Genomic DNA, 17,294 nt, shown 5'->3' on the forward strand with positions numbered 1-17,294 from the left:
GGTCGTCGTGTGGGGCGCCGGCTGGGCTCCCGGCGACGGCCAGGACGCGCGGCCGGTGCTCCACACCCTCAGTGCCGCGGCCCGGGCGTTCAAGGCCCACGCCCTGGCCGCGGCGTCCGCCCCGGCCGACATCGGCACGACCGAGGCGTTCCTCCGCTCCGGCCGGCCGACCGACCCCTCGACAGGCACCGACCTACGGCCCGCGTCCTGATCGGCGGCCCAGGCCGCCGGGATGACCATCGCGCCGCCGCCCCCTCGCATCCCGACTTCAGGTGTATCCATGATCACGCCAGTTCCGTCGTCCGCCACCGGGTTCGACCAGTCGGTCCTGCATGCCTGCCGGGACCTCGCAGAGGCGATACTCGAGGGACGCTTCCTCCGCCAGAAGGCCCGGCACATCGAGACGATCGCGACGGGATGGGCGAAGGCCGGCGTCCCCCTGGACTGGATCCACAAGCAGGTGTGGGAGAGCGTGAAGCAGGCCGCGCAGCCCGGCTCGCGCGGCGCCGCGACCGAACGCGCGGATCTCGCCGCGCTCATGGACACCATGACCAGCGTCCTGGCCATGGTCTCGGCGACCTATCTGGGCGAGCTGCGCGGGCGGTCCGCGCGGCAGCGCCTCATGTCGGCGCTGCTGAACGGTGAGGACACCACGGGGCTCGCCCGCGAATGCGGCCTGACCATCGCCGGCTCCTACGCCGTCATCGCCCTCGCCTTCCCGATACCGCGGGCACAGCAGGCGTCGCTCGCGCACACGACGGCCCGGATCAGCTCGGAACTGGCCCACCACGGCGGGGCCGAGACGCTGGCGCGGCTGTCCGACGAGGGCGGCACCATCCTGCTGCCCGCGCCCGACGACGACGCCGCCCTCGACCATCTCCTCGACGAGCTGAAGGCCGCCACTCGCATCCCGCTGACCGCCGCCACGACCTCGGCGCCACCGGCCGGACTCGCCGACGCCGCCGGCCGCGCCCACGAACTCCTCGACGTCGCACTGCTTTTCGGCCGCGAGGGAACCCTGCACCGCTTCAGCGATCTCGCCGCGGAATACCAGCTCACCCGCCCCGGCCCGGCCCGCGATCAGCTCGCCACGATCCTCGATCCGCTCGAGACGACGCCGCATCTGTCGGACACGCTGCACCTGTACCTGCGCGGCACCCTGAGCCGCCGGGCCATCGCGCGGCATCTCGGTATCCACGCGAATACGGTCGAGTACCGGCTCAAACGGGTCGCGGCGCTCACCGGCCTGGATCCGCTGACGCAGGCCGGGCAGTGGCAGCTGCGATGCGCGATGGTCGCGCGGAGCTGTTCGCACTGCCCGATTGCCCGGTAGCCTCCCGGAACAGTCTGCCGCGCAACCGATTACGCATCGGCGGCGGAGCTTTCACCCACCTTGCGGACGCGCGTGGTCTCCGCGCCGACCGGCGTCCCGTCACGGTCCTCGGTCCGGAGTCGGGCGACGGGGCGGCCGTCGCGGTCGACGAGTGTCGAATGCGGTTCGCCGCGTGTGAAGGCGTGGCGTTCGCCCCACTGGCGCAGTGCCACGACGACGGTGAACAGGTCACGACCGGCCGCGGTCAGCTCGTAGCTGTGCCGCTTGCCGCCGGGAGCGGTGCTCGTGGCGAGGATGCCGTGATCGACGAGCTTGCGCAGGCGGTCGGCGAGGATATTGCGGGCGATCCCGAGCCGCTGCTGGAAGTCGGTGAAGGACGCCGCGCCGTCCATGGCGTCGCGCACGATCAGCAGGCTCCACCGGTCGCCCACGAGGTCCGCGGTCCGCGCGACGGGGCAGGCGGGATCGGTCCACTCGCGACCGGATCCGGGCATCGCGGTCATGCGCCTCCCTCCAATCGGTTGCAATTCGAAACCATTATGCCCTACCGTCTGAATGGTTGCATTTTGCTACTAATTGGAGGCGTGAATGACGAGGTCGCAGCGATTCGTGCTGGCGCTCGTGTGTGCCGTGGCCGTCTCGACCATCTATGCGATCCAGCCGGTGCTGGCGACGGCGGGCACCGGCCTGGGCCTCGGGCACGAGTCGCTGGGAGCGCTGGTGGCCGCCGGGCAGATCGGGTACGTGGCCGGTCTGATCCTGCTGGTTCCGCTCGGGGATGTGGTGAATCGGCGGCGGCTCATCACCGTGCAGTTGCTGCTCACCGCCCTCGGGGCGGCGGTCGTGGCTTTCGCGCCGAACGGCGGGGTCGCGGTGGCGGGGCTGGCGGTCGCGGGGTTGTTCGCGGTCGTGGTTCAGGTGACGGTCGCCTATGTGGCCGCCGTATCCGCGCCGGGTGAGCGGGGACGCAATATCGGCGCGGTCACCTCGGGGGTGGTGCTCGGAATTCTCGGTGTCCGGATCCTCGCGGGCCTGCTGGGCGATACGGCGGGATGGCGGGCGGTGTACGCGGTACTCGCCGTGTGCTGTGTGGCTCTCGCGCTGACCGTCCGCGCGGTTCTCGGCCCGGACCGCGGGACTCCGGGCGCCCGGTACGGGCGGGTGCTGGCATCGATGGGACGGCTCGCGCGCACGGATCGCCTGTTCCTGAACCGGGGTCTGATCACCTTCTTCCTCTTCGCCTCGTTCGGAACCCTGTGGAGCGGGCTCGCACTCCCCCTGGGCGCCGCGCCCTGGCACTTCGGCACCACGCAGATCGGGCTGTTCGGGCTGGCGGGCCTGGCCGGAGCGCTCGGCGCCGCCCGCGCGGGACGCGGCGCGGATTCCGGTCACGCACAAGCGATCACGGGAACCGCGCTGGCGGTACTGACCGCGTCCTGGCTGCTGATCGCGCGGGCGGAGACCACTCTGTGGCTGCTCGTCGCCGGTATCGTCCTGCTCGACTTCGCCGTCCAGGCCGTGCATGTCGGTTCGCAGCATCTCCTGACCGCGGCGCATCCGGACCGGGCCGGCAGCGTCATCGGCGCGTACATGGCCTTCTACTCCCTCGGCTCGGCCCTCGGCGCGATCACGACCACCTGGGCCTACAGCGTCTGGGGCTGGCAGGGGTCCTGCTGGTTCGGCGCGGCCTACTCCGCCTCGGCGCTGGCACTGTGGGGACTCGGCCAGGCGACCCGGTCCGTCGCCACGGGTTCCGCGCCGCCCCGGCGGGAGTCCCCGGTGCGTTGCTGAATTCCTCGGTCGTTCACCAGTCACCCTCCGTCGGCGTTGGTGTGTTCATCCAATTTCGAAAACATCGCTTGCCGTTGCAGGAAGGCGTATTTACGGTCGGGTGACACGAATTACCCACGGCCCGAGCCGATTCCGCACGATCATGGAGGTCGACCCATGCCCGAATTCCCGCGCCGCGCCTTTCTGGGCGCGGCGGCCGGCGCCGCTCTCGCCTCGGTGAGCGCACCGGCGGCTTTCGGCGGCAACGGAATCGCCATGGCGGTGAACCGGGTGCGGGTGGTGCGCGAGGACCGTCGCGTCATCGTGATCGGTTCCGGTTTCGGCGGCGGCGTCACCGCGTTGCGGCTGGCACAGGCGGGGGTTCCGGTGCTGGTCCTGGAGCGGGGACAGCGGTGGCCGACCGGGCCGAATTCCGACACGTTCCCGCGCGCGACAGCGCCGGACAAACGCATGCTCTGGTATCGATCCGCGCCTCGGTTGTTCGGCAATCCGGTGGGTTTCGAGCCGTACACCGGATTACTCGAAACGGTCGTCGGCGACAATATGACCGCGCTGTGCGCGGCCGGTGTCGGCGGCGGATCACTCGTCTATCAAGGCATGTCGCTGCAACCCACGGAGGAGGCGTTCTACACGCAATTCCCGGAGCAGCTGAATTGGCAGGCGATGGACCGGATCCACTATCCGCGCGTCGCACGCATGCTGCGCTTGGCCGTCGCGCCGGACGAACTCGTCGACACCCCGAATTATCGCGCGGTGCGGGTCTTCGAGGAACACGCCCGCCGCGCCGGACTGCCGGTGTCGAAGATCCCGATGCCGATCGACTGGAAATACGCCCTCGCCGAACTCCGCGGGCTGATGAAGCCCTCCTACACCAACGGCGACGGCGCGCTGGGAGTCAACAACGGCGGAAAACACTCGGTCGACGTCACCTACCTCGCCGCCGCCGAGGCCACCGGCCGCGTGCAGGTCGAACCGCTGCACCACGTCACCGATATCGCGCGCGATCCGGACGGGCGATGGACCGTGCACGTCGACCGGATCGACACCGGCGGGACCGTCCTCGAGAACAAGATCCTCACCACCGACACCCTGGTCCTGGCCGCCGGCAGCCTCAATACGACCAGGCTGCTGGTGCGGGCCGCGGCGAAGGGCGCCATCCCCGACCTGCCCGACGGGCTCGGCGGCGGGTGGGGCACCAACGCCGACCGGATCTACACCTGGACCTGCCTCGACGCCGAACTCGGCGCGGCCCAGGGCGGTCCGGTCGTCTTCGGCAGCCTGAACTGGGACGACCCCGCCCGCGCGGCCACCGTCATCCAGGCCTCCATCCCGCCGACGGGCGCCGACGCGCACACCACCATGCTGGTCGGCTACGGCGTCAGCGACTCCCGGGGCCATTTCGACTACGACCCGGCCACCGACGACGCGATACTCCGCTGGCCCGCCGACGGCGACGCCGTCGCGCAGAACGGCGCCATCGGCCCGCTGGTGCACCGGATCGCCGGTCCCGCAAGCATTCTCGTCGACACCAACGCGGTCGCGCCCTCCACCTGGCATCCGCTCGGCGGCGCGAGTATGGGGCCGGTCTGCGATCCGGACGGCCGCGTGCACGGGCAGCGCGGCCTCTACGTTCTCGACGGCGCGCTGCTCCCGGGCAACTGCGCCGCCTGCAACCCGTCGATGACCATCGCGGCCGTCGCCGAGCGCGCCCTCGACACTCTCGTCACCGAGGATGTGGGATCGATCATCTGAGGGTGGGGAGCCCGGCAACGCGTTCACGATCTAAGTGACTCACTATTCTTATAGTTCGAAACCGAGCACAACGTCAGATCTACAGCAATCACGATACAGACACTCACATCATCGCTAGCATGTTAGTCACTATTCTCCATCGATAGGAGCGCGATGATGCGTACCACCCTTCGTTCCGGCGCCGCCTCGGTCGCGGCCGCCGCCCTCGTCACCACCGCGGCCTCGGCGGCGGCCGACCCCGCGCCCGCCCCGGCGGCCGGGACCGGCTCGTCCGCGGTGGACTCCGGATCGGCGGCGGCACAGACGGGGGTGTTCTACCTCCAGCACGGCAATGTCATCGGACTGCTCACGCTCCTCGTCGTCACCCCCTTCCAGATCCTGACCACCGGCGTCTGCGACCTCGCCACGGGTTCGGGGCTGCCGAGTCCGTGCACTCCCGGAGCCCGCTAGGTTCCGCCCCGCTCAGCGCGCCTGCCTGCGAAGTCCCGGCGAGACGAACGTTGCGGACTTCGCGGCACGCGATCAGCATGGAGGTGATACGACCCGCCGCCCGGAACACCAGGACCCCCTCGGGGGCACCGACCAGCACCGGAGGCCCGACCTATGACGTCCACGAACGCACCCGGCACCAGCACCGGCCCGGACGAGGCGACGATCGTCGCGGCACTGGAATCGGCGCAACGCGCGCCCTCGGTGCACAACACGCAGCCCTGGCGCTGGGAATTCGACGGAACCCGGCTCGACCTGTACGCCGACGCCGACCGCATGCTGCCCGCCACCGATCCACACGGCCGCCAGCAGGTGATCAGTTGCGGCGCCGTCCTGCACCACGCCCGCACGGTCTTCGCCGCGCACGGCTGGCACACCGACACCACCCGCGTGCCCAGCCCGGATCGGCCCGAGCGGCTGGCGTCGATCGAGTTCCGGCCCTGGCCCGACCCGCCGCCCGGCGTCGCGACGCGGGCCGAGGCGATCGGCGCGCGGCACAGCGACCGGTTACCGCTGCTCCCGCCCGAGAACTGGACCGCCGTCCTGCCCGCGCTCCGCATGCTCGTCTCACCCCACGACATCGCCCTGGACGCGCTCGACGACACGACCGTCGCGCGGCTGACCGCGGTCTCGCAACAGGCCACGGCCGCACGCCGGGACGATCGAATGTACCAGCAGGAGCTGCGATGGTGGGCCGGTCACTCCGGCGTGCCGGAGGGTGTGCCGCTCTCCGCGCTGGTCTCGGACGCCGAGCTGGCCCGGGTCGGGGTGGGCCGCGCGTTTCCCTCCGCACCGCACTCCATGCGCCGTGCCGAACTCACCGACCACGCCGAGCTGGTGGCCCTGAGTTCGCACGGCGACGCGGTGCCGATGTGGCTGCACTCCGGCGAGGCGCTGTCGGCCGTCCTGCTCGAATGCACGGCCGCCGGGCTGGCCACCTGTGCTGTCACCCACGTCACCGAACTCCCGGCCGGCCGCCGGGCGATCGCCGATCTGCTGCCCAGCCCGACCGTGCCGCAGATCGTCATCCGCGTCGGCACCGTCCCGTCCGGCGACGAGCGGCCACCGGCCACTCCGCGCCGGCCGCTGGCCGAGATCCTGACGATCCGCCACCGGTGACGACCGGTCGCACTCGGTTCAGTGGACCGGAGTCAGCGTGACCAGGCGCTGGCGGAAATCGCCTGGCAATTCCAGGTTTTCGTAGTTCACCGTCACCGTGCCCCGCGCGGGGTGACGAAAGCTCTTGCTGCCGTAGGTCCGTAGCGTCACGTCGCCGGTCCGCCACAATGCGGCGAACGCGGCACTCGCGGTCGCCAGCTCCGCCGTCAACGCCGAGGCCTCCTCGTCGTCGGGGTAGCGGCCGGTCACCAGCCGCAGCTGTGCGACCGTCGCGGCCGCCACCTCGTCCCATTCGACATAGAACGTGCGGGCGGCCGGATCCAGGAACAGCGCGCGAGCGAGGTTCCCGTACCGGGCCAGCGGTTCGAACAGACTGCGCGCCAACGCGTTCTCCGCCAGCACGGTGAACAGATCCGTGATGACCATGGCCGGGACGCCGTCCATCCGGTCGAGCATCCGCCGGAGTTCGGGACGGGCGGCGGGCGGGGCCGGCGGGGTGCGCCGCCGAGCCGGGCGGGCGAGGGCTCGCAGATGCTCGCGTTCGACCGCGTCCAGCCGCAGCGCACCGGCGAGGGCGTCGAGCACCTCCTCGGAGGGACGCGTGGACCTCCCCTGCTCGAGCCGCTGATAGTACTCGGCGCTGATCCCGGCGAGCAGGGCCAATTCCTCGCGCCGCAGACCGGGGACCCGGCGCCGGCGGCCCGCGGGCAGCCCGACGTCCGACGGGTCGATGCGGGCACGGCGGGCAGCCAGGAAACCGGCCAGTTCGGTCATGGGCTCAGTGTACGAATCCTCGTATCCGCGGTACGTGGACAAGGCGGGCCTGGTTCACCCCGCCGGGGTCCAGCACCCTCGATGCCATGACCACAGCACAGCAGCGCGCCGACGTCATCGAGGCCGCCACCCGGATGTTCTGGTACATCGACATCCGCGACTGGGACGCGTTTCCCGGCGTCTTCGCCGACCGGGTCGTCCTGGACTACACCGCGATCTGGGGCGACGAACCCACGACCGCCACGCCCGAGGAGATCCGTGCCGACTGGTCGGCGCTGCTCGGGGCGTTCGACGCCACCCAGCATCTGCTCGGCAACCATCTGGTCCGCGCCGACGGCGACCGCGCCGAACTCACCGCCGTCTTCCAGGCGATCCACCTGCTGGCCAACCGTCTCGGCTCACCACGCTGGACGCTGGGCGGCACGTATCGAATCGGCTTGGCGCACACCGCCGGTCGCTGGCTCATCGACACCGTCACCATGACGCCCACCTGGGCCGACGGCAACAAGGAAGTCCTCACGATCGCCGCCGCGGGCTCCGCGTTCGCCACGACCTGACCGCCGCACCGGTCACACCGCGAGGTCGATGTCCTCGGCCAGTTCCGGGTCGTACACGTCGTCCCCGCCGGCGAGGGCCTCCTGGTACCTGGCCAGGGTCGCCGAATCGTTGTCCGTACTGGTGGTTCCGAGCTTCCAGTACGCGCGGGCCAGCAGGTCGGCACGGGCGATCCCCCACCGGTCGGTCACGTGCGCCCGGACCCGGCGCACCTGCCCGGCCTCGGCGGCGATCCACGCCTGCGCCCGGCGGGCGGCGGCGACGGGCGGTGGCGTGTGCTCGGCGGCTTCGGTGACAGCGCCGAGCCGCCGCACCGTCAGGTTCGGATGGGACGGCACGAGGGCGATATCGGCCGGATCGGACAGGGCGAGATAGACCGACACCGTATCGCTCGCGTCGAGACTCTCGATGATGGCGGCGATCGCCGGGACCGCGGTGTCGTCGCCGATCAGCACGTGGTCGCGGACGCCCTCGCCGACCGCCCACTCCGGCCGCATACCCGAGAGCGACACCGTGTCACCCGGCCGCAGCGCGAGCAGCCAGTCGATACTGCCCTGTTCGTGGCGGGCCACGTCCATCGTCAATCGCTGTGCGGCCGAATCGAATCGGCGCACGGTGAAGGCGCGCAGCACGGGTTCCGGCGCATCGCCCGGCAGGATCAGTTTGAACGCGTCGGCCGGCCGCGGATCCGTGTAGTCCGCCAGCGCGGAGCCCGACAGCACCACGCGGGTGAACCCGGGAGTCAGCTGCTCTATCTCGGCGACCGACAACTCCAACGACAGCAGCCGGTTGCTCTGCGCCCGCTGCCGGACACCGGCCTTGATCGATTCAGACACGAGCCCACCCTAACTTAGGGTGGGCTAATAGTCTGGGAAACTCCGGCCCTCACTCCGCCGGGTCGCAGAGTCCCTTCAGGGCCAGCGGGACGTCCTCGGCGGGCAGGTAGCAGCCGGTCTGCTCGAATCCGCCTATGGTGTGGGTGTCGTAGTCGCCGTAGCCGATACGGAGGAAATCGTCGCCGCTGAGCCCGTGGATGGCCCAGTCGAACGCGACCCGCGCGCGGGCGACGAAGGTGCGCAGCGCCATCAGGTGGTAGCTCCGGGTGACGACCTGTGCCGGGAGGCCGCTCAACCGGATCTTCAGCGGGCGCGCGACCGCGTCCATGCCACCGAGGTCGACCACCATGCCGAGGTCGGGGTGACGATACGGAACTCGCCGCTCGCCGCGGACCTCGGCCGCCAGATTCTTGCCCAGGTGGCGGCCCTGCCGCATGGCGTGCTGGGCGGTGGGGGCGCAGACGGCGCCGTCACCCGTGGCCAGGTCGGGCACCGCGGCCGCGTCACCGCACGCCCAGATGCCGGGCAGTCCCGGCACGGTGAGGTCGGCGTCGGCGACGATGCGGCCCTTCTCGGTGGCCGCGCCCAGATGTCCCGCGAGAGGACTGGGCTGGACGCCGGCGGTCCACAGCACGGTGCGGGACCGGATGAACCGGCCGTTGGTGAGCTGAACCCCGTGCGCGGTAACCTCTTTCGCCGAGGCGCCGCAGATCAGTTCGATACCGCGTTCGGCCAGATTGCGCTTGGTCTGCTCGCCGAGCCGCTCGCCGAGTTCGGGCATGATCCGGTCGCCGCGGGTGACGAGATGCCAGCGCACCATGCCGGATTCGAGTTTCGGGAAGTAGCGGCGCGCGGCGGCCTGGGTGACCTTGTTGAGGACCGCGGTGGTCTCGGTTCCGGCGTAGCCCGCGCCGATGGTGACGAAGTGGAGGCGCTCGCGGTCCTCGTCCTCCTCACCGCGCATCGCGGCGACGTCCAACTGCTGCAGCACGTGGTCGCGCAGGAACATGGCCTCGGCGAGGGTCTTCATCCCGAAGCCGTGCTCGTGCAGGCCCGGCACGTCGAGGACGCGGGTGATGCTGCCCGGGACCAGCACCAGATGGTCGTACTCGAGGGCGCATTCGGCGCCCGCGGGCCGGCGGACCACGACCTGCCTGGTCTCCGGGTGCACGCCGATGGCCATGCCGGGAACGACCTCCGTCCGCCGCAGCACCCGCCGCAGCGACACCGATATCGATCTCGGATTGAGGACTCCCGAGGCGACCTGCGGCAGCAGCGGCAAGTAGAGCAGCCCCGCATCCGGCGTGACGAGCTGGACGAACGCCTCGTCCGGACCCAGCTGCCGTTCCAGATAGCGGGCACACTCGACACCGGCGAAACCACCGCCGATGATCACGATCTTCGCGGGAGCCATGTGCCTCACCCTAACGACCGCGGGCGGACGACGTGCGGCTACGCGTCGACTCGCCGGGACGCGATCGCCGCGCCGTCCGCTCCGTGCCGTGACCACCAGCGGGCCGGGGTGTCACTGCGGCAGCGGGCCGTTCGCGGCCGGTCCGGCCACCTGCGCGAGCCGCTTGGTGCTGCGTCGGAACGCCCAGACGACGATCACCGCGGCGAGGATCGTGAGCGGCGTGCCCATGGCGACCCGGGCCGCGGCGAGGCCGCCGGTCGTATCGGCCGCGTACAGCCACTGCTGCACGACGAACCGGGCGCCGAAGATGGCCGCCACGGCCAAGGTCGCCAGATCGTGTGCGCGGCGGCTCGGCCGGTCGTCGTACCAGGCGTGTGCACCGCCGCGCAGGGCGTTCCAGATCACTCCGGTCAACGACCGGCGAACGACGACGGATCCGAACGTGACGACGAATCCCGCCAGCGCCAGCCAGATCCCGATCGCGAAGAAGTCCTTGGCGGAGCCGGTCCAGGCGACGACGCCCACGGCCACGCCGATGGCCACCAGCCCTCCCGCGGCGGACGAGAACCGCTCGCCCCGCAGCATGCGGACGACCGTGAGGACCACCGAGATTCCCACGGACACCGCGATCGTGATCGGTAGCGGGAGAAACGCGTTGGCGGTGGCGAAGACCACCACCGGGACCGTCGAGTAGACGAACCCCATCGGGCCGCCCATCTGGCTCAGGAGCGTCTCCTCCCGCGCCGGGGTCCCCTCCGCGTCGTCGTGGTTCGGATTCGTCGTGACCATCTCGTCCCTCCGGGCCGTGTCGTCGTTCGGTGCCGGGCGCTCCGGTGCGCCGTCCGCGGGAACCATGAGAAACGATGCCGTTACGGCATCCTCAAGTCCGGCGGCGAAACGGGTGGTCGGCGGCTTTGTGTCTGTGCCCGCTGCCAGACTCTGACCCATGCGATGGGCGCTGGCGGAGACGGGTGCGGGCGGGGCGCGGGTGTGCCCGCTCGATCAGGACGGGCGGCCCGCGGGGCCGGTGGTGCACGAATCCTCGCTCGCCGAGGCGGTGCGGTCGCGTCCGGAGGTCGAGCGGTGGGTGTGGCGATCCACGGGCGAGATCTACCGGCGGCTGCTCGCGGCGGGCGTGCGGGTGGATCGCTGTTACGACGTGGAGGCCGCGGAATCGCTGCTGATCGGCCACGAGGAGGGCCAGTCCGGGCAGGCTCGCTCACTGGCGGCGGGCTGGGCGCGGCTGCATGGCCTTCCGGTTCCCCCGGACGCGCCCGTGCGCGCCGCGGAGACCCAGCCGACCCTGTTCGAGTCCGGACCGGTGCCGCTGCCGTCCGGTACGGACGAGTTCACGGCGCTGCTCGAGGTGTACGCGGGACAGGTGGCGCGCACGGCCGCGACCGAGCATCCGGAGCGGATGCGCATGCTGCTGGCCGCGGAGTCGGCGGGCATGCTGGTGGCCGCGGAGATGACGCGCGCGGGCATCCCGTGGCGGGCCGACCTCCACCGGGAACTGCTGGATTCGGTCCTGGGCGAACGTATTTCGGGCACCGGTGAGCCGCGCCGGATGGCGGAGCTGGCCGAGGAGGTGTCGCGGGCCTTCGGCGACGGCGTGCGGGTCCGCCCCGATCTGCCCCAGGACGTCATCCGCGCGTTCGCCCGCGCCGGAATCGAGCTGTCCTCCACCCGCAAGTGGGAGTTGCAGGAGATCGACCATCCGGCGGTGGCGCCGCTGCTGGCGTACAAATCGCTGTATCGCCTGCACACCGCCCACGGCTGGTCCTGGATCGAGCAGTGGGTGCACGACGGCCGGTTCCGTCCCGAGTATCTGCCGGGCGGCACGGTGACGGGCCGCTGGACCGCCAACGGCGGTGGCGCCCTGCAGATTCCGAAGGTGATCCGCCAGGCGATCCGCGCGGATCCGGGGTGGCGGCTGGTGGTCGCGGACGCCGGCCAGATGGAACCGCGCGTCCTCGCCGCCATCTCCCGCGATCCGGGACTGATGGACGTGGCAGGCCGCGGCGAGGACCTGTACGCGGATCTGGCGGCCCGCGCCTTCGGCGGCGACCGCGCCCAGGCCAAGATCGCGCTTCTCGGCGCCGTCTACGGCCAGACCTCCGGCGACGCGCTCACCCACCTGGCCGAACTCCGGCGCCGCTATCCGGCCGCGGTCGCCTATGTCGACGATGCCGCACGGGCGGGTGAGGAGGGCCGTCTGGTGCGCACGTGGTTCGGCCGGACCTCCCCGCCCGCGACCTCGTTCGAGAACCCGGACGACGGCGCGGAGCGCGGCTACGGCAGCACCCCCGCGGACCGCGCGCGCGGCCGCTTCACCCGCAATCTCGTCGTCCAGGGCAGCGCCGCCGACTGGGCCCTGCTCATGCTGGCGGGCCTGCGCCACGCCATGAACCACGCCGGCTTACGCGCCGAACTGGTGTTCTTCCAGCACGACGAGGTGATCGTGCACTGCCCTCACGAGGAGGCCGAAGCCGTCACCACCATGATCACGACCGCGGCCGAGACGGCGGGCCGGACGGCCTTCGGCCCGACCCCGGTCCGTTTCCCCTTCACCACGGCGGTGGTCGACTGCTACGCGGACGCGAAATGAGCGGGCACCCAGCGTTATTCGTTACCGGGTCGCGGTGCCGCCGAGGGAGTCGAGGGCGGCGCGGAGTTTGGCGGCGGCTTCCGCGGCGACCGTCTCCAGTGCGGGGTCGCCGGTGACCTGGACCATCACCGTGGGGTTCAGCGCTTCCACGAGGACGGACGCGGCGTCGGACGGGTCGCGCCGGACGACCACGTTGCACGGCAGCAGCAGTCCGATCCGGCGGTCGGCCTCGACGGCACGGTGGGCCAGCGGCGGATTGCAGGCGCCGAGGATGCGGTAGTCCTCCAGCTCCGCGCCGATCTTCGCCTTCAGGGTGGCGGCCATATCGATTTCGGTCAGAATGCCGAAACCCTGCTCGGACAGCGCGTTACGCGTGCGTTCGGCGGCATCGTCGACGCTGTCCGCGCGCAGTGTCGTGGAAATGGCCAGGCTCATCGCTTCTCCTTTCACGCGAGCGCGAGGAACAGTTTCTCGAGTTCGGCTTCGCTCATCGGCTCGCCGTCAGCGCTCTCACCGGTCAGGCATTCCCGCAATCCGGTGGCGACGATCTTGAATCCGGCCCGGTCCAGCGCCCGCGACACCGCCGCGAGCTGGGTCACGACGTCCTTGCAGTCGCGCCCCTGCTCGATCATGGCGATCACCCCGCCGAGCTGCCCCTGCGCCCGCCGCAGCCGATTCAGCACCAGCGCGATCGTCTCCTCGTCGCCCACCATGCCCCGATTCCTCTCGTCGTTCAGCACCGACTATACCCCCGGGGGTATATAAACGGTTGTGAGATCTTTCATCGTCGAAGAACACCGCACCGCCGGAGGCCGACCCGCGACCTATCGCTCAGACCAGAGCGGCGCGGGAGCGGGCGTAGGCGATGAGGTCGTCGGCGTAGGTGCGGGAATCGCCGTCGGTGTGGCACAGGCGCAGGTGGGCTATCGCCTCGTCCAGGTCGGGGCCGGGGCCGCGGTCGGCGAGGAGGACGACGATCGCCTCCCGGGCCGCGCTTCCCGCGTCGGGGCGGGACGTCAGTTCCGCGAGGTACCGGTCCGGTTCCACCAGGCGCAGTGCGCGGCGCGCGTAGGCGTGGACGCGGCGGGGCAGGTCGGCGCGAATGGCGTCGAGATCGCTCTGCAGGACGTGCTGGCCCGGCTGTTCGGGGTCGACTCGCAAGGACCACGGTTCGGTCAGCTCGGCCGAGAGGGTTTCGGCGCCTGCCAGGCCGGGGCCGGACGCGTGCTCCAGCGGCACCTCCGGCAGCCCGAGTCGCGCGTTGCGCCAGTTGCAGTACTCCCACCAGGCCAGCGGCGTCGCGTTCAGTTCCAGGCCGAAGCGGAGGACCTGCCGCCCGCCGGTCCACGTGCGGGCCACACGGGTCCGCCCCACCGACGCGACGCCCGCCGGTCGCACCCGCACCCATAGGGGTTCGGAGCCGTGAAAGCCGTACGGCTGCAGCAACTTCTCCGTCTCACGCAGTAAGCGGCGCAACGCCGTATCGGGTCTGACCACGACCGCAGACTAACCGCGCCCACCGACACCGCCCCCACATGCCCGAACAAGCCGACACCGTGTCGCACCGCCGCCGCCTTCTGCACGGCACCGGATGTCAGCGGTGGGAGCGGCGCTGTCCACGTACTGTGGCGGAAGCCGAGTCCGCCCCCGATCAGGAGCCTGCCCCGATGCTTTCGCCGGACAACCCGTTCTCCGCACCGAGCGAGCTGCCGTACGCGCTGCCGCCCTTCAACCTGATCTCCGAGGAGCACTACCGGCCCGCACTCGAGGCCGGACTGGCCGAACACGCGGCGGAGATCGACGAGATCGCGGCGCGCGACGATGAGCCGACATTCGAGAACACCGTAGTGGCCCTGGAACGCGCCGGGGAGTTGCTCGAGCGCGTGGCGAGCGTGTTCTACAACCTGGCGGGCACCGACAGCACCGACGAGATCCAGGCCGTCCAAGCCGAATTCGCGCCGCGGCTCGCCGCGCACGAGGACGCGATCCACCTCGACCCGCGGCTGTTCGCCCGCATCGATGCCCTGCACGCGCGCCGAGAGGACCTCGGGCTGGACGAGGAATCGCTGCGGTTGCTGGAACGGCGGCACCTGGCCTTCACCCGCGCCGGGGCGGGGCTGCCGGAGGCCGATCAGGAGCGACTGCGGGAACTCAACGCGCAATTGTCGACGCTGCAGACCCGCTTCCAGCAGAACCTGCTCAAGGACACCAACGATCTGGCCGTCGTGCTGACCGACCGGTCCGAGCTGGCCGGATTCGGCGAGGACGCACTCGCCACCGCGGCCGAGGCGGCGACCGCGCGCGGCGAGACCGGGGCCTACGTCCTCGCCCTGACGCTGCCGACCAGCCAGGCGGCGCCGCTCGCGACCCTGCGCGACCGTGCCGTCCGCGAGCGCGTCCACGCGGCGTCGATGGCGCGCGGCAACCGCGGCAACGACTTCGACAACAACGCCGTGGTCGCCGAGATCGCCCGCCTGCGCGCCGAACGGGCCGCGCTGCTCGGCTATCCGAACCACGCGGCCTACGTGATCGCGGACCAGACCGCCGTGACCGCCGAGGCGGCGACCGGCCTGCTGGAGCGGCTGGCCCCCGCCGCCGTGGCGAACGCGCGTACCGAGGCCGAGGAACTGCAGCGGCTGCTGGAGGCCGACGAACCGCAGGCGCGGCTGCGGCCGTCGGACTGGCCGTACTACGCCGCGCAGGTCCGCCGGGAGCGCTTCGACGTCGACACCGAGGCGCTGCGGCCGTATTTCGAGGCGAACCGCGTCTACACCGACGGCATCTTCTTCGCCGCGAACCGGCTGTACGGCATCACCGTCACCGAACGGCACGACCTGCCCTCCTACCATCCGGAGGTCCGGACGTTCGAGGTCCGCGACGCCGACGGCGGCCCCCTGGGATTGTTCCTGCTCGACCTCTACACCCGCGACTCCAAGCGCGGCGGGGCCTGGATGAACACCTTCGTCGACCAGTCGGAACTGCTCGGCCGCGCGACGGTCGTGGTGAACGTGCTGAATGTCGACCGGCCGCCGGCGGGTGAGCCGACGCTGCTGACGTTCGCCGAGGTCACCACCGCGTTCCACGAATTCGGGCACGCCCTGCACGCGCTGCTCTCGTCGGTGCGTTACCCGATGTTCTCCGGCACCAACGTGCCGCGCGACTTCGTCGAATATCCGTCCCAGGTCAACGAGATGTGGATGCTGTGGCCGGAGGTGCTGGCCAACTACGCCCGCCACCACGAGACCGGCGAGGCCCTGCCCGCCGAGCGCGTCGAGAAGCTGATGGCCTCCCAGCAGTACGGCGAGGGCTTCGCCACCACCGAATACCTCGCCGCCTCGCTGCTCGACCAGGCCTGGCACGCCGTGGGCGCCGACGACGCGATCGGCGACGTCCAGCGTTTCGAACGCGACGCACTCGTGAAAGCCGGTGTCGCACTGGACAGTATCCCGCCCCGCTACCGCACCACCTATTTCGCGCACGTCTTCAGCGGCGGCTACAGCGCCGGGTACTACTCCTACATCTGGAGCGAGGTCCTCGACGCCGACACCGTCCAATGGTTCCACGAGAACGGCGGCCTCACCCGCGCCAACGGCGACCACTTCCGCCGCACCCTGCTGGGCCGCGGCGGCAGCGTCGACCCGATGGCCGCCTTCCGTGACTTCCGCGGCCGCGACCCGGAGATCGAGCCGCTGCTCGCCCGCCGCGGTCTCACGGGCGCGTAACGATCAGTCGCCGGCCACGTGGCACGCGGAGATCAGCGCGCGTAGCTCGGCCCGCGGTGGGTCCGGGCGCACCGCGAGGAAATTGGGCATCATCGGCTCCGGATCGCGCAGCGGCCGGAAGACGACGCCGGGGAACGACAGCTGGGCGGCCATGGCGGCGTAGTACACCGTCCAGCTCGGCGGGCCGAATCCGATGGCCGCCAACGTGTCCTGTTCGGTGGGCAGCTCCGGCCCGAAGATCTGCTCGGATCCGGCCCGGCGGCAGCTGTCCACCATCAGGTCGTGGAGCGCGGAATTGCGCGAGCGGCCCACGACCCGCAGCGGCAGCCCGGCCAGGGCGGACAGCTCGATCTCACGCAGCACCGCGAGATCGTGCCGCGCGGGAATGGCCGCGACCAGCGCATCCGACCACAGCGGCAGGAGTTCCAGGCCGGGGGCCTCGCGTGGGCCGCGCACGACGGCCGCGTCCAGCTCACCCGACCGCACCCGCTTGATCCGCTCGTCTCCTCCGGCGTTCACGAGTTCGAGGCGGGCATCGGGTGCGAGGCGGGCGAATTCGACCACGATGGTCTCCAACCGCGTGCCCAGGCCGGTGCTGGTCCCCAGCCGGATGGTCCCGGTGCGTTCGGTGCGCAGATCGTCGACGGCGTGCCGGGCCCCCGCCACCGCGTCCCGCACGTGCTCGGCGTGCGGCAGTAGCCGCCGGCCCGCCTCGGTCAGGCGCACGGTGCGGGTGGTGCGCTCGAACAGGGCCACGCCCAGTTCCTTCTCCAGCCGGTTCACCTGCTGGCTGACCGCGGACTGCACGATGTGCAGCCGTTCGGCGGCGCGTCCGAAGTGCAATTCCTCGGCCACGATCAGGAAGTACTGCAACTGGCGAAGCTCCACCCCGCCAGATTAA

Annotated in this window: 17 protein-coding genes and 1 pseudogene; 9 read left to right on the forward strand and 9 right to left on the reverse strand. The window is 71.1% G+C overall.

What is annotated here, in order from left to right:
- A pseudogene (locus ON41_RS33270) lies at positions 1 to 211 on the forward strand (hypothetical protein); the annotation flags it as partial.
- A 69-nt stretch (positions 212 to 280) separates the two neighbouring features.
- Positions 281 to 1,333 carry a PucR family transcriptional regulator gene (locus tag ON41_RS33275; protein WP_051163066.1) on the forward strand — a complete coding sequence of 351 codons (1,053 nt, stop codon included), beginning with the start codon at positions 281 to 283 and terminating at the stop codon, positions 1,331 to 1,333.
- A 29-nt stretch (positions 1,334 to 1,362) separates the two neighbouring features.
- Here ON41_RS33275 and ON41_RS33280 read toward each other — a convergent pair whose 3' ends face one another.
- Positions 1,363 to 1,836: a winged helix-turn-helix transcriptional regulator gene (locus tag ON41_RS33280; RefSeq protein ID WP_040752302.1), complete on the reverse strand. Its 474-nt coding sequence runs from the start codon at positions 1,834 to 1,836 to the stop codon at positions 1,363 to 1,365.
- A gap of 85 nt (positions 1,837 to 1,921) precedes the next feature.
- On the opposite strand from ON41_RS33280, the gene ON41_RS33285 reads away from it, so the two are divergent.
- The 4 genes from ON41_RS33285 to ON41_RS33300 all read left to right on the forward strand — a co-directional run bounded on the left by ON41_RS33285 (position 1,922) and on the right by ON41_RS33300 (position 6,484).
- Positions 1,922 to 3,124 carry an MFS transporter gene (locus ON41_RS33285; RefSeq protein ID WP_051163068.1) on the forward strand — a complete coding sequence of 401 codons (1,203 nt, stop codon included), beginning with the start codon at positions 1,922 to 1,924 and terminating at the stop codon, positions 3,122 to 3,124.
- Positions 3,125 to 3,280: 156 nt separating this feature from the next.
- Positions 3,281 to 4,876, forward strand: a complete 1,596-nt coding sequence (locus tag ON41_RS33290) for a GMC oxidoreductase (protein WP_083905821.1) — start codon at positions 3,281 to 3,283, stop codon at positions 4,874 to 4,876.
- Between the two features lie 156 nt (positions 4,877 to 5,032).
- Positions 5,033 to 5,326 carry a hypothetical protein gene (locus ON41_RS33295; protein WP_157185727.1) on the forward strand — a complete coding sequence of 98 codons (294 nt, stop codon included), beginning with the start codon at positions 5,033 to 5,035 and terminating at the stop codon, positions 5,324 to 5,326.
- Positions 5,327 to 5,479: 153 nt separating this feature from the next.
- The gene (locus ON41_RS33300; protein WP_051163070.1) at positions 5,480 to 6,484 is read left to right on the forward strand and encodes an Acg family FMN-binding oxidoreductase; all 1,005 of its coding nucleotides are present in this window, start codon (positions 5,480 to 5,482) and stop codon (positions 6,482 to 6,484) included.
- Between the two features lie 18 nt (positions 6,485 to 6,502).
- Here ON41_RS33300 and ON41_RS33305 read toward each other — a convergent pair whose 3' ends face one another.
- Positions 6,503 to 7,258, reverse strand: a complete 756-nt coding sequence (locus ON41_RS33305; RefSeq protein ID WP_051163072.1) for a helix-turn-helix domain-containing protein — start codon at positions 7,256 to 7,258, stop codon at positions 6,503 to 6,505.
- Positions 7,259 to 7,344: 86 nt separating this feature from the next.
- On the opposite strand from ON41_RS33305, the gene ON41_RS33310 reads away from it, so the two are divergent.
- Complete coding sequence (locus ON41_RS33310; RefSeq protein WP_040752307.1) at positions 7,345 to 7,815, forward strand: nuclear transport factor 2 family protein; 471 nt, start codon at positions 7,345 to 7,347, stop codon at positions 7,813 to 7,815.
- A gap of 12 nt (positions 7,816 to 7,827) precedes the next feature.
- On the opposite strand, the gene ON41_RS33315 is transcribed toward ON41_RS33310, so the two are convergent.
- The 3 genes from ON41_RS33315 to ON41_RS33325 form a co-directional block, all read right to left on the reverse strand.
- Positions 7,828 to 8,649, reverse strand: a complete 822-nt coding sequence (locus ON41_RS33315) for a siderophore-interacting protein (protein ID WP_040752310.1) — start codon at positions 8,647 to 8,649, stop codon at positions 7,828 to 7,830.
- A 49-nt stretch (positions 8,650 to 8,698) separates the two neighbouring features.
- Positions 8,699 to 10,063, reverse strand: a complete 1,365-nt coding sequence (locus ON41_RS33320) for an NAD(P)/FAD-dependent oxidoreductase (protein WP_040752313.1) — start codon at positions 10,061 to 10,063, stop codon at positions 8,699 to 8,701.
- Between the two features lie 111 nt (positions 10,064 to 10,174).
- Positions 10,175 to 10,852 (reverse strand): DUF3159 domain-containing protein, encoded by a 678-nt coding sequence (locus ON41_RS33325; RefSeq protein WP_040752532.1) that lies wholly within the window; start codon positions 10,850 to 10,852, stop codon positions 10,175 to 10,177.
- A gap of 157 nt (positions 10,853 to 11,009) precedes the next feature.
- Between ON41_RS33325 and ON41_RS33330 the strand changes: the two genes are divergently transcribed.
- Positions 11,010 to 12,671 (forward strand): bifunctional 3'-5' exonuclease/DNA polymerase, encoded by a 1,662-nt coding sequence (locus ON41_RS33330; RefSeq protein ID WP_040752315.1) that lies wholly within the window; start codon positions 11,010 to 11,012, stop codon positions 12,669 to 12,671.
- A gap of 21 nt (positions 12,672 to 12,692) precedes the next feature.
- Here ON41_RS33330 and ON41_RS33335 read toward each other — a convergent pair whose 3' ends face one another.
- The 3 genes from ON41_RS33335 to ON41_RS33345 form a co-directional block, all read right to left on the reverse strand.
- Entirely contained in the window at positions 12,693 to 13,106 is a 414-nt protein-coding gene (locus tag ON41_RS33335) for a DUF302 domain-containing protein (protein WP_040752316.1), read from the reverse strand.
- Positions 13,107 to 13,117: 11 nt separating this feature from the next.
- Positions 13,118 to 13,384 (reverse strand): metal-sensitive transcriptional regulator, encoded by a 267-nt coding sequence (locus ON41_RS33340; RefSeq protein WP_040752534.1) that lies wholly within the window; start codon positions 13,382 to 13,384, stop codon positions 13,118 to 13,120.
- A gap of 118 nt (positions 13,385 to 13,502) precedes the next feature.
- Positions 13,503 to 14,168, reverse strand: coding sequence for a hypothetical protein (locus ON41_RS33345; RefSeq protein WP_040752319.1), 666 nt, complete (start codon positions 14,166 to 14,168; stop codon positions 13,503 to 13,505).
- A gap of 170 nt (positions 14,169 to 14,338) precedes the next feature.
- On the opposite strand from ON41_RS33345, the gene ON41_RS33350 reads away from it, so the two are divergent.
- The gene (locus tag ON41_RS33350; protein ID WP_051163074.1) at positions 14,339 to 16,393 is read left to right on the forward strand and encodes a M3 family metallopeptidase; all 2,055 of its coding nucleotides are present in this window, start codon (positions 14,339 to 14,341) and stop codon (positions 16,391 to 16,393) included.
- A gap of 3 nt (positions 16,394 to 16,396) precedes the next feature.
- Here the strand turns inward: ON41_RS33350 and ON41_RS33355 are convergent, their stop codons facing one another.
- Entirely contained in the window at positions 16,397 to 17,281 is an 885-nt protein-coding gene (locus ON41_RS33355) for a LysR family transcriptional regulator (protein ID WP_040752323.1), read from the reverse strand.
- Positions 17,282 to 17,294 lie beyond the last annotated feature (13 nt).

This window comes from Nocardia transvalensis NBRC 15921 (genome assembly GCF_000308875.1).
GTDB lineage: Bacteria > Actinomycetota > Actinomycetes > Mycobacteriales > Mycobacteriaceae > Nocardia > Nocardia transvalensis.